The organism is Ohtaekwangia koreensis (genome assembly GCF_900167975.1).
GTDB lineage: Bacteria > Bacteroidota > Bacteroidia > Cytophagales > Cyclobacteriaceae > Ohtaekwangia > Ohtaekwangia koreensis.
This window is the reverse complement of sequence record NZ_FUZU01000003.1, coordinates 565,189-577,551: the sequence shown is the minus strand read 5'-3', so window position 1 is coordinate 577,551 and position 12,363 is coordinate 565,189. Positions and strand designations below refer to the sequence as shown.

Below are 12,363 nucleotides of genomic sequence, written 5' to 3'. Positions count from 1 at the left end.
GGATTTTAAGTATAAATAAATCTTTTACTAAACCGCCTGAATTATGAAAACAGAAACCTTTGCAATCAACGACTGGGATGATCTGGTGTTTGAGAATCGTAACAAAGCGTATGGTGCTTATGAAGTAAGGAAGTCTTACTCAAATAATCTGGTCGCGGGTTTTTCAGTAAGTATAGGGTTATCTATACTGGTATTTATTATACCTATACTATCATCCTTTATGAGTGAAGATATAATAGCTGATGTAAAACCAATTGTTACGGAAGATGAGACTATAATATTTGAACAGCAGCCCTATATTCCGGAGCCTCTGCCACCACAACCACAAGTACGTCAGGCTGCTGCCGCTGCGGTAAGCGATAATCTTCAAGTTCAAGTTACAACCGCTGAGGTTGAGACAATTATACCGACTAATGCTGATATAGTGACATCGGTAAATACTGGTGATGATGCCGGTACTGGAGAAGCGACTCCTTATACAGGTACTGGCCAAGGAGTAGAGCTTCCTTCCGATTTACCTGCTCCTACGGGGCCGGTAACTATTTGCGAAATAATGCCTGCTTATGATGGTGGCATGGATGCGCTGTACGAATTCATAAAACGTAAAGTGAGATATCCTGCCAGTGCGAGACGTCTCGGTATAGAGGGGACAGTATATGTAAGTTTTGTTGTCAACAGTGAAGGGAAAGTTGTAGATGTAAAAACAGTGCGTGGTATTAGCGCGGACTGTGACAAAGAAGCCGAACGTGTAATTTCGTTGCTGTCTCAATGGAAGTCGGGTGTGCAAAATCATCGGCCCGTTTCTGTACGGATGACGCTGCCAATCAAATTCCAGTTGGCTAAATAAATTAACAGATATAGATATACCAGATCGTCACGATGATGACGATCTGGTATTATAGTTTAGATAGGTATAACTCGTGTGTTAGTTTTACGGCTTCATCATAGTTAACAACGAGTGATTGCAATGAGTCGGGATTTTGTTTTTTTAGTAAGCTAAATAGTTTTTTGGGTTTAACACCCAGGAATTCCTGTACAGTATAAAGCGTTTGTTCCGGATTTTTAGCAAGATCTTCATAGGCAATTTCAAGTAACGGATGATCTGTAAACATTGCAGAGAAAAGTTGCTGGTGCTTCAGATAAGATTTTAAAAAAGAAGTATAGTCCTCGCAGTCAATTTGGATTTTTTGAATCCTATTTGCATCAGCAGACTTGAGTGTACTCCAAACGTTCGTCTTCTGAGCGATTTTCAACGATGTATATACTTTCAAAGGATCTCTTCTGATCAAGTGTATAATCTTAATATCCTTTCGGTCAATAACATTTTTAAAAGATTCCGCGTAAAGCGGATGCTCATAATACTCATAGAATAATTTTAAACCAATCGCTTTCAGTGCCGGGGTATGTGGCTTAAAGGCAAGTTTATTCAGAGGATCTTTGATCGTTCTATCCGGACGTTCTTCCAGATTTTCACGCAGTACTTCTCCATACGATTTAATCTGTGTATGCGAATTAAGATAGGTATGAAGCAGGGTAGAGCCAGACCGGGGTTCGCTGAGAATAACAAACGGAGTATAGCTATTTTTTCTGGTAAGACTAACCGCATTCAGTAACTGTTTTCTTTTAATGATCAGGTAGGTGCGGAGGTATAGGAAATAATAATACATTTTAGAAAACATTCTTTTTGTCGTTACGAATCAATAGGATGTGGTCAACCAGGTTTACAAGTTTCTCTGCTTCTTCTTCCCAGAATACATCTTCAGGAGCCGTTATATAGAATTTTGTGGAAGACATTTGGAGAAGAATAGAGGAGACATCAAGAGTATTGAAATCTATAGGTATACACGCAGGGTATAGATGGCAGCGCTTTACCCAGAGTGGATGATTTACCATGAGAATGGGAAGCTTACACCCCAGATATTCATATAGTTTCGTTGGGATACAGTTCTCAGTTGACTTGTTCGGAGGATACGCGATGATACCAAAATCACTTTGCTGAATTGCTTTTAAAATTTCCGAATGTTGAACCAGTGTGTCGCCACCGATCAGGTGAATGAAATCTGCACCCGCTATTTCTTTCTTGATCTGATTAAATATTCTTGCCTGCGGACTGTACCCGATAATGGTAAGTCTAATTCGGGGCTCAGCAATATATAACGACTTTGCTAACGCTATGGCGGAAAATATTCCGGTTGTTTCGGCAAGCGTTCCGCTAAAAAGAAGATGTATATTTTGGTCTGCTGTGTTTTTTTTCGGAAGTATACCAGAAGGCCTCTTCATCTTGTTTTCAATGATGATGCTCTTGTTTTTTAGAAAAGTAATCTCGTAAGTGTATCCCGTTTCAGCCACTATAAAATAGTCGATCCATGATGAAAATATGATTTCCTTAATCCTTACATATACCGCCAGCAGCGGACGCACCATACTGGGGTATGCATTGGTATAGAGAATGTTCCGGTAATAATTTTCCTGCACATCATACAGTAGACAGCATTTCGTTAGCAGCTTAATAAAAAATGCTATAAAGAGAAGTTCGTGCGTAGTAATGATCAGCAGTTCGGGCTTCAGGCGAAGTATCTTTTTTAAAATCTTCAACGGTTGTGTCAACCGCTTGATATTAAGTCGCCCGAAAGGTTGTGAAGCATGCTGCGTTATATCAGAATCGGAAGTTTGCGGAATTTTTCCGGAAGGGTATCCAAAAATATGAATATCAAATCGCGCTGTTTCTCCCAGACTCTTACCAATTTTCTCAAACATGCGCGTGTCATCAACGGGTTTCAGCACGGAGGCAATGACTATTCTTCTTTTTTTTCTTTCTTGCATGTCGATTTAAAACTAATATAATGGAATTGAAACAACTCATCGAAAAAACCTGGGAAGACCGTTCACTTCTTCAGTCATCCGAAACACAGGATGCAATCCGTTCAGTCGTGGAAAAATTAGATAAAGGAGAACTTCGTGTAGCAGAACCTACTGCGAACGGTTGGCAAGTAAATGAGTGGGTTAAGAAGGCGGTGATACTTTATTTTCCGATTCAACAAATGGAGACGATCGAAGTAGGGCCATTTGAGTTTCACGATAAGATTAAACTGAAACGTAACTATAAAGAGCTTGGCGTTCGCGTTGTGCCTCATGCTATTGCACGTCATGGATCTTTCGTAAACAGAGGAGTGATCATGATGCCTTCGTATGTAAATATAGGTGCGTATGTTGATGAAGGTACCATGGTAGATACATGGGCAACCGTAGGAAGCTGTGCGCAGATCGGCAAAAATGTTCACCTCAGCGGAGGCGTTGGTATAGGAGGTGTGCTCGAACCGGTGCAAGCCGCGCCTGTAATTGTGGAAGATAATGCCTTTATTGGGTCACGCTGTATCATTGTAGAAGGTGTGCGCATTGGTAAAGAAGCTGTGTTGGGTGCCAATGTAGTTTTAACAGCGAGTTCAAAGATCATTGATGTTACTGGTTCTGAGCCTGTTGAATATAAAAATTATGTGCCCGAGCGTTCTGTAGTTATACCAGGCTCCTATAGCAAGAAATTTCCTGCGGGCGATTTTCATGTACCCTGTGCATTGATCATCGGAAAACGCAAAGAGAGCACTGATAAGAAAACATCGTTGAATGATGCATTGCGTGAAAACAATGTTTCAGTTTAATGAATGCTGAAATTTGAGGATTTGTGCCAACATCTCAGGGTTGGCACATCCTTTGAATTTAACATAGCGTTTACGTGTCAATAAATTGCTTTGCGTAAATTTGAAAAAGCAGTATGAAGAAGTTGGCCTTTGGATTTTTTTTGATCTCAGTTCTTTCGGGCTTTATAGGCGAAAAAAGTGAGATGTACCCAACCGTGAGAAACGAAAGTTTCACTCGGGGTGAAGTCATTCGCTTTAAAATGACGTACGGAATTTTTACTGTAGGAAAAGGTAGTGCCACCATTGCCCCGACTTACTATAAAATGAACGACCGCCATTGTTTCAAAGTGGATGTTGAAGGCAAAACTGTTGGTATGGTGAACTGGGTTTCTGATGTCGATGATAAATGGGGAGCCTATATAGATACGGTTGCTTTGGTGCCGCATCAATTTTACAGAAGAATTCGCGAAGGGCGCTATAAAAAAGACGAGTGGACAAACTTCGATCATGAGAATAGAAAGATCGAAGTGAAAACTATAGATAAGAAGACCGGTAAATTCAAGGAACCTAAATTTTATGAAGCGCCTGCTCATGTGCGCGATATGATCGGAGGATTTCTTTACCTCCGTGTGATGGACTTTTCTAAACTTAAAGTAAAGGATACCGTAACGATCGCAGGTTTTTTTGAAGATGAGTTTTATAAGTTGAAAATTATATACCAGGGAAAAGAGAACGTGAAGCTCAAGGTTGGTAAAGTGAGAGCGTTGGTTTTCAAGCCTGTTATGCCCAAGAACGAGTTGTTCGATGGTGAGAATTCCATTACTGCCTGGTTCTCAGACGACAAGAATCGTATTCCCCTGAAGATCGATGCCAAAATGTTCATTGGTAGTGCCGGAGTTGAACTCATCGAATACTCCGGTCTGAAGAATCCCCTCAATATTGTTAAGTAGTAGCATGGATGGCTGCTCCGGATCACGAATAACGTTAGGGTTTAACGGTATCGTCATGCAACCCTTTTCTTTCTACCTTGTCTTTCCTATACGAAGACGATAATTACGCTTGGAGACATTGGTATTGAACATGCAGGACGAGTTGATTGCGCGCTGTAAGGCGGGTGATCGTGATGCCCATTACAGGCTGTATAAGCTTTACTCAAAGGCTATGTTCAATGTTGGGTATAGAATCACGGGCAATCAAGATGATGCAGCAGACGCGTTGCAAGAGGCTTTCATCAGTGCGTTTAAAAGCCTTGAAAGTTACCGGGGCGATTCTGCTTTCGGGGCATGGCTGAAGCGCATCGTGGTAAACAAAGCGATTAATGTTTTAAATAAGCGCAAACACGAATCCATACCAGACGATGATCGCTGGGATGTTGCCGAGGAGGAAGCACCGGTAGAATATGGTGATGAACTTACGGTTGAGCGTGTAAAGCGCGCCATCGGGCAATTGCCGGATGGTTATCGATCGGTACTCTCGCTATATTTACTGGAAGGATACGATCACCAGGAAATAGCCGAGATCATGGGTATCACAGAATCAACATCCAAATCTCAACTCAACCGGGCGAAAGCAAAACTGCGCGAGTTTTTAGGAAAAGAGATTCAAAACTAAGTATATATTTTTCACACCACACACTATAAATTTAAGCGTTATGAAAATAGAAGATTTCGTCCGTCAGAACCGAAGTGCTTTTGATGACCAGGAGCCTTCGGACAAGATTTGGAAAAATGTAGAGGCTTCGGTTGGCTTACAACGGGGCGGCTGGTGGAATTCGCTCACGTTGTGGCGCGCAGCGGCCGTGATCTTCATGGTGCTGTCAGTATACCTGTTGATACCGAAAGGAGGGGAGAAGCCTGCGAACTCAGATATAGCCTTGAAAGAATTTACCGATGTAGAAGCGTTTTATGTGGAGCAGATCTCGCAAAAGGTTGAGATGATCGATGAGTTTCAAAGGAGCGAGGGATTGAACGGTTTCACTCAAGACTTTCAACAGCTGGAAGCCATGTACCTGGTATTGAAAGAAGAAATGCATACACATCCAAGCCAGAAAGTAAAAGACGCGCTCGTGCTGAATTTATTGGTGAGAATAGATTTGCTTAATCAGCAACTACACTCTTTGGAGAAAGGTTATAAAGCTCAGGAGAAAGACAAGAAGTCAACAAGTATATAGATATACTCTTAGCTATAGTCAGTGAATAAGTCTAGTTGGAACTTTCGGTTGCCAGCTCAAACGGTTCCTTTGCCGAGTCTATAACTCTGCCATCTTCGCATTTTAACACCCTTGCCGGATATTTTTTAATGAGGTTATAGCTATGCGTTGCCATGAGTATAGCTGTGCCACTCTTATTGATCTGCTGAAATATTTTCAATATACCTTGCGATACTTCCGGATCGAGATTTCCCGTAGGTTCATCGGCTAACAGTATCATCGGCTCGTTGATGAGTGCTCGCGCGATTACCACGCGTTGCTGTTCTCCACCGGAAAGTTGATGTGGCATTTTCTTCTCGATAGAACCAAGACCAACGTTCATCAACACTTCATTCATACGTGCCTTCATCTTTGTACTGTCTTTCCAACCGGTGGCTTTCATTACGAAGATGAGATTTTCAGCGACACTGCGATCGTTCAGTAATTGAAAATCCTGGAAGATTATACCAAGCTTTCTGCGAAGCAACGGAACCTGAGCAGGCCGGATACCACGAATGCCGAAGCCGGCAACATGTATATCTCCCAACCTGAGCAGAAGGTCTGCATAGAGTGTTTTCAATAACGATGATTTTCCGGATCCGGTACGGCCCACCAGGTATACAAATTCTCCTTTTTCAATGTTAAAGTTGAGATCACTTAAGATGGTATTGTGATCTTGAAAAATGCTGGCGTCCTGAACGCTTACTACCGGATCGTTTGAAAACATACTGAAGCTTTAAAAAAATGAAAGGTTCAAAGTTCAACGTTAAACTTAATCATTTCAACATTAAACTATGAACCTTTTAACTGCGAACAGCAAAAATTACCCGTTTACCTTCTTATGGTCAGCCAGGAATTTCTCTAATCCGCTATCCGTTAATGGATGTTTCAATAAGCTTGTGATTACATTCAATGGACATGTAACAACATCGGAACCGATCTCTGCACATTGAATCAAGTGCATGGTATGGCGAACAGATGCTGCGAGAATTTCAGTGTCAAAAGCGAAGTTATCATAGATCAGTCTGATCTGAGCTATCAGTTCAAGACCATCTTGAGATATATCATCAAGACGCCCTACGAAAGGAGATACATAACTTGCGCCAGCTTTAGCAGCAAGTATAGCTTGGCCTGCAGAGAACACCAGTGTACAGTTTGTACGTATACCTTCACTTGTAAATTTCTTGATTGCTTTTACACCATCTTTGATCATCGGTACTTTCACCACGATCTTATCATCGATCTTTGCAAGTTCTTTACCTTCTTTGATGATCGTATCAAAATCAGTAGCGATCACTTCAGCACTTACGTTGTTGTCAACTATATCGCAGATAGCTTTATAGTGAGCTTTAATATTATCCGCGCCTTTAATACCTTCTTTCGCCATCAGTGAAGGATTGGTAGTTACTCCATCCAATACGCCAAGATCATAGGCTTCTTTGATTTCGTTCAGGTTAGCAGTGTCGATGAAAAATTTCATGATGATTTTTATTTATTCGGTTTGTTAAGGATATCTTTTAAGAGAAGGAGAAAAAACCAGGAATGGTTCATGGAAAATGTAATTGTGAATACTTTAATCCCGTATCTGAAAACCTTCAAAAAAAAATAGCAAGCCGAACATCGCACCGCTACAACCGCCTACCCTTGCTACCTTCCGATCCTGGGGGAGTTCAGCAGGAGCTGGTCGTGCCGGCTTGCCGGGGGGCAAAGATATAAGATATTTAGAATTGACGATGGAGAACGGAAATTTCTTTTGATATAATATTTAAGTTCCCGATTCGACCGGCTGTAAAGTCAAGCTATAGAGCACACTACATTTCAAAACGCAATTTTTAATTTTCCCTGCGACACGGCCATCCAGTTGCATAAGTTATATAGCAGGCGGGCACCGACATTGGCATCCCAATCATTTTGGCCTGGCGCGACCTCACACAGATCGAAGCCAATAATTTTTCGGGACTGCGCTACTTTTTTGATCAGGTAAATCGCTTCCTGGAATTCGAGTCCTCCAGCCACCGGAGTGCCGGTGTTGGGGCAAAGTTTAGGATCGAGCCCATCGATATCAAAGCTGATATATACATTTGCCGGTAACTCTTTAATTATAGAGTTGCAGAGTGCATCCCACGTCTCGCCTTTATAGCGCCAAGCTTTCAGATCTTCATCGAAGAACGTTGAGATGCGGCCTCGCGAACGATTTATAACGTCTTGTTCCTCTTCACAAAAATCCCTGATCCCAACTTGTATCAGCCGGCTAACCGATGGCAACTTCAGCGCGTTATACATAATCGAAGCATGTGAGTATGTAAAGCCTTCGTACGCTTTGCGCAGATCAGCATGTGCATCGATCTGCAGAATGCCGAAGCGTTCATACTTTTCACTCAGCGCTCGCAGAAAACCCAATGGTGTACTATGATCGCCTCCTAACAAACCTACCATTTTTGAATCGCGCAGGTAACGTTGTGTTGCTGACTTGATATATATATTGAGATTTTCGGACGCTTCGTTGATTTTTGCAATAAGCGGATCTGCGGCATGGATCGGTTCACCACGTTCAACCCGCCTGATGTGCTGCGCTGAAAGCTCGCGAAGATTATTACTCTCTTCCAGTAAGTTATCCGGTATGTTGGTTAAGCTCACACCTAGTTTCCATGCATCCGGTATATCTTTAACGTATACATCTACTTGTGACGATGCATCCAGTATAGCAGCAGGGCCAAGAGCCGTACCGGTATGATACGACACGGTAACTTCCCACGGCACGGGTATAACTACGATCTCCGAAGTCTCGGGTGTATAGGGGAGGCCGAACAGATTCCCGTTTATACCGGGACCATTCGGATCAAAGCTTTGAATGATTTCTTCTTTTTTATTCATCTCAATGGCTGGAACTCGGTCAGCACGAATACTTCATTATAATCATACCACAAGGTATAGATCATGGTGTAAGCATTTCCGGAGTGACGTAATTTTCGAGTTCACCATTTCCCTGGCTCACTTCTTTCCACGATTGAATATTAAATTTGATAATGGCCATACCGGCAGGCACCATATCACCAACTTCGGCACCACTCAGATATTCGGCGAGGTATGAGATCACCGGGTTATGCGCGACACACATAATGTGTTGCTGATGATCTTCGAGCTGGGTTATGAATTGAAAAAATGTTCGCGTAGAGGCTTCATATAAATCGTCCTGTAAAACAACTTTATCAGGATCCGTCCGGAGTGCATCCGCGATCAGGCTGGAAGTCATGCGAGCACGTTCTGCGGTGCTACTCATGATCACATCCGGTATAATTTGTTGCTGTAGAAGATATCCACCAATTAATAAAGACTGCTTAACACCGGCGGATGTTAATTCGCGGCCAATATCGTTCTGATTGACCTGTTTTTCAGCACTTTGTGCGTGGCGTACGAGATATAAATAGCGCGGCATATGTAATTCTTTTCTGACTGTTATAGAGGTTGCTTGACGTCAATATTAACACGCGAAATTTGATTTTTTAAAAATTTCCAGATATTTGACCTGTTTGAAAGTTTATCCGCATGTCAAAAAATCTAGTAATTGTTGAGTCACCCGCTAAGGCTAAAACCATCGAAGGCTACCTGGGAAAGGATTTTAAGGTGGCTTCCAGTATGGGACACATCCGCGATTTGCCCAAGGGTGGAGGAGCAATCGATGTGGAAAATGGCTTCGAACCGACTTATGAAATAACAGAAGGTAAGAAAGATATCATACAAAAATTAAAAAAACTTGCCGAGGATGCCGAAATGGTATACCTCGCAAGCGATGAAGACCGTGAGGGAGAAGCTATTTCGTGGCACTTGAAAGAAGTATTGGATCTTACGGATAAGAAAACCAGAAGGATCGTATTTACGGAAATAACGAAGAACGCTATTCTCAATGCTATACAGTCTCCGCGTGGTATTGATATCGATCTTGTAAATGCACAGCAGGCAAGACGTGTGCTTGACCGGCTTGTGGGATATGAATTGTCTCCTATACTTTGGAAAAAAATAAAGACAGGTTTATCTGCAGGACGCGTTCAAAGTGTAGCAGTTCGTTTGATCGTTGAGCGTGAACGTGAGATCAGCGAGTTCAAAGCAAAGTCATCGTATCGTGTAACAGCAGAGTTCAACCTCGACAAAGGCAAGACACTCGTTGCTGAACTTTCCGAACGATTTGATACCGAAGAAGAGGCACTGGAATTTTTGGAGTCATGCAAAGGCGCCAAGTATAGTATAAAAGATCTCCAGACTAAACCGTCCAAGCGATCACCGGCACCTCCTTTTACAACGTCTACCTTGCAACAGGAAGCTTCGCGTAAGCTGGGCTTCTCGGTTATACAAACCATGATGGTAGCACAGAAGCTATACGAAGCTGGTAAGATCAGCTATATGCGTACAGACTCTGTGAACCTTTCAGATGAAGCACGCAACGGTGCGATGAGACAAATACAATCCGCGTTTGGAAAAGAATTTTTTCAACCACGTCAGTTTAAAACAAAATCGTCATCCGCACAGGAAGCTCACGAAGCGATCAGGCCCACTGATTTTTCGGTGATGGATCCGGGTATGGATCGAAATGGACTTCGTCTGTACGACCTCATCTGGAAGCGTGCTATAGCTTCGCAGATGGCAGATGCTGAACTTGAAAAGACGACCGCTACCATCGCCATATCTACCAATCCACGCACATTGGTGGCAACCGGTGAGGTAGTCAAATTCGAAGGGTTCCTCAAAGTATATATGGAATCAGGCGATGATGAGGACGAAGAAGAGAACAGCAAAGTATTGCCGCCTCTTACCGTGGGACAGAACTTAAGCCTGGATGAGTTAATCGCCAAGCAAGTATTTACCCGTCATCCTCCAAGATATACCGAAGCGAGTCTTGTAAAGAAACTTGAAGAGCTTGGTATAGGCCGGCCATCTACCTACGCACCTACGATTACAACAGTTCAGAAAAGAGGATACGTTGTGAAAGAAATGCGCGAAGGTGTAGAGCGCAAGTACAATGTATTTACACTCAAGAGCGATACAGTCTCAAAAGCATTGGAGACTGAAATTACCGGGGCAGAAAAAAACAAACTGTTCCCGACCAATACCGCTATGGTTGTAACCGACTTTCTGGTAGAGCATTTTCCGGATGTAACCGACTTTTCATTTACTTCTGAAATAGAACAGGAGTTCGATGAAATCGCCAGCGGAAAACTGAACTGGAAGAAGATGATCGATAACTTCTATCAGCCCTTCCATAAAAAAGTTACTTCTACGGAAAAGATAGAGCGTTCATCAGTAGGCAAGGCGCGTGAGTTGGGTACAGATCCAAAAACCGGTAAGAATGTATATGCCAAACTTGGTAAGTTTGGTGCTTACGTTCAGATCGGTGAGAACCCGGATGACAACGGTGGTGAGAAACCAAAGTTTGCAAGCTTGCGCCCTGGGCAATTCATTGAGAACATTACCATGGAAGATGCGATGGAGCTCTTCAAGATGCCACGCGATCTTGGTATATTTGAAGAGAAACCAATCGTGGTAAATATAGGCCGCTTCGGTCCGTATGTTTTGCACGATAAGAAATTTGTATCTATACCTAAAGATATAGATCCTTATGCGATCGATCCGGAGAAGGCTGTAGAGCTTATTGAGAACAAGCGTGTTGCCGATGCTAATAAGCTAATTAAAGCCTTTGATGAAAACCCGGATATACAAATTCTGAACGGACGTTTTGGTCCCTATATAAAAGCCGGTAAGAAGAATGTAAAGATTCCGAAAGGCAAGGAGCCTGCAGACCTTACGCTAGAGGAATGTGTTACGCTTGCTGCGAATGCTCCTGAGAAAAAAGGAAGATTTGGTAAACCAGCACCTGCTGCAAAAACGGCTCCCGCGAAAACGGCACCTGTTAAAAAAGCAGCAGCAAAAAAGGCGGCTCCCAAGAAAGCAGCGAAGAAAAGCGCAGGTAAAGGGAAGAAGTAGATATCTGTAGATATACTAAGAATATATACTAAGCAGAAAGCTTAAAGTGGAAAACCTCGGATTCTGCTTTAAGCTTTTTTATTTGTACTCTAAGTTGAATTTTGCATCTTCGAATAACCGATAACCCATCTATATGCATTCCCTCACCTTAACCTCCCTGCTTTTTATACTTACGATATCATTCGATGCACGGGCTCAAGATGAAAAAGCGATTCGACAGGCCACAGATGAATTCATGATAGCCATGACCAATTGGGACAATCTGCAGCCCTATATATCATCTGATTACCTGAAAGAGAAAAATCTTGGCGATAAGAAAATAAACCAGTTTATGGTTGAGAAGTATCAGATTGTAAAAGTGGATAAAGCATCGTCCACAATAGAGATCGATCATGGCAAAGGACAATTCTGCACACGCATCGTTCTTGAATTTGTAAGCGATAAAGCGGATGGCAAACTCAGAATTCTTCCTCCGGATGTAACGGCCGATAGCAAAATGGTCAACCCTTGGAAATCCGCTGAGAAGTTGTGTGTTAAATAGGTCGACACGATTCAACCTATATC

The 12,363-nt window shown here is 42.5% G+C and carries 13 protein-coding genes and 1 other RNA gene; 7 read left to right on the top strand and 7 right to left on the bottom strand.

Annotation, left to right across the window (positions count from 1 at the left end):
- Positions 1 to 43: 43 nt before the first annotated feature.
- The gene (locus tag B5Y40_RS21595) at positions 44 to 847 is read left to right on the top strand and encodes an energy transducer TonB (protein ID WP_079688915.1); all 804 of its coding nucleotides are present in this window, start codon (positions 44 to 46) and stop codon (positions 845 to 847) included.
- A 49-nt stretch (positions 848 to 896) separates the two neighbouring features.
- On the opposite strand, the gene B5Y40_RS21590 is transcribed toward B5Y40_RS21595, so the two are convergent.
- Together B5Y40_RS21590 and B5Y40_RS21585 are read right to left on the bottom strand one after the other, a co-directional pair.
- Positions 897 to 1,667: a Stf0 family sulfotransferase gene (locus B5Y40_RS21590; protein WP_159453770.1), complete on the bottom strand. Its 771-nt coding sequence runs from the start codon at positions 1,665 to 1,667 to the stop codon at positions 897 to 899.
- Between the two features lies 1 nt (position 1,668).
- On the bottom strand, positions 1,669 to 2,823 hold the full coding sequence (locus B5Y40_RS21585) for a glycosyltransferase family protein (RefSeq protein WP_079688913.1): 1,155 nt from the start codon (positions 2,821 to 2,823) through the stop codon (positions 1,669 to 1,671).
- Between the two features lie 20 nt (positions 2,824 to 2,843).
- Here B5Y40_RS21585 and B5Y40_RS21580 point away from each other — a divergent pair, with 20 nt between their 5' ends.
- The 4 genes from B5Y40_RS21580 (at position 2,844) to B5Y40_RS21565 (ending at position 5,805) form a co-directional block, all read left to right on the top strand.
- A complete protein-coding gene (locus tag B5Y40_RS21580) occupies positions 2,844 to 3,656 on the top strand; it encodes a 2,3,4,5-tetrahydropyridine-2,6-dicarboxylate N-succinyltransferase (RefSeq protein ID WP_079688912.1) in 813 nt (270 codons plus the stop codon).
- 113 nt (positions 3,657 to 3,769) lie between these two features.
- Complete coding sequence (locus B5Y40_RS21575) at positions 3,770 to 4,585, top strand: DUF3108 domain-containing protein (RefSeq protein WP_079688911.1); 816 nt, start codon at positions 3,770 to 3,772, stop codon at positions 4,583 to 4,585.
- A 109-nt stretch (positions 4,586 to 4,694) separates the two neighbouring features.
- Positions 4,695 to 5,246, top strand: coding sequence for an RNA polymerase sigma factor (locus B5Y40_RS21570; protein ID WP_079688910.1), 552 nt, complete (start codon positions 4,695 to 4,697; stop codon positions 5,244 to 5,246).
- Positions 5,247 to 5,286: 40 nt separating this feature from the next.
- Positions 5,287 to 5,805 carry a hypothetical protein gene (locus B5Y40_RS21565; protein WP_079688909.1) on the top strand — a complete coding sequence of 173 codons (519 nt, stop codon included), beginning with the start codon at positions 5,287 to 5,289 and terminating at the stop codon, positions 5,803 to 5,805.
- 31 nt (positions 5,806 to 5,836) lie between these two features.
- Here the strand turns inward: B5Y40_RS21565 and B5Y40_RS21560 are convergent, their stop codons facing one another.
- The 5 genes from B5Y40_RS21560 to B5Y40_RS21540 all read right to left on the bottom strand — a co-directional run bounded on the left by B5Y40_RS21560 (position 5,837) and on the right by B5Y40_RS21540 (position 9,259).
- Entirely contained in the window at positions 5,837 to 6,550 is a 714-nt protein-coding gene (locus tag B5Y40_RS21560; protein WP_079688908.1) for a cell division ATP-binding protein FtsE, read from the bottom strand.
- A gap of 96 nt (positions 6,551 to 6,646) precedes the next feature.
- Entirely contained in the window at positions 6,647 to 7,303 is a 657-nt protein-coding gene (fsa, locus tag B5Y40_RS21555) for a fructose-6-phosphate aldolase (RefSeq protein WP_079688907.1), read from the bottom strand.
- 124 nt (positions 7,304 to 7,427) lie between these two features.
- Positions 7,428 to 7,522, bottom strand: an RNA gene (ffs, locus tag B5Y40_RS21550) — signal recognition particle sRNA small type.
- A 119-nt stretch (positions 7,523 to 7,641) separates the two neighbouring features.
- Entirely contained in the window at positions 7,642 to 8,697 is a 1,056-nt protein-coding gene (locus tag B5Y40_RS21545; protein WP_079688906.1) for an agmatinase family protein, read from the bottom strand.
- Positions 8,698 to 8,758: 61 nt separating this feature from the next.
- On the bottom strand, positions 8,759 to 9,259 hold the full coding sequence (locus B5Y40_RS21540) for a SixA phosphatase family protein (protein ID WP_079688905.1): 501 nt from the start codon (positions 9,257 to 9,259) through the stop codon (positions 8,759 to 8,761).
- Between the two features lie 110 nt (positions 9,260 to 9,369).
- Between B5Y40_RS21540 and topA the strand changes: the two genes are divergently transcribed.
- The gene (topA, locus tag B5Y40_RS21535) at positions 9,370 to 11,799 is read left to right on the top strand and encodes a type I DNA topoisomerase (protein WP_079688904.1); all 2,430 of its coding nucleotides are present in this window, start codon (positions 9,370 to 9,372) and stop codon (positions 11,797 to 11,799) included.
- 133 nt (positions 11,800 to 11,932) lie between these two features.
- A complete protein-coding gene (locus B5Y40_RS21530) occupies positions 11,933 to 12,340 on the top strand; it encodes a hypothetical protein (protein ID WP_079688903.1) in 408 nt (135 codons plus the stop codon).
- Positions 12,341 to 12,363: the final 23 nt, after the last annotated feature.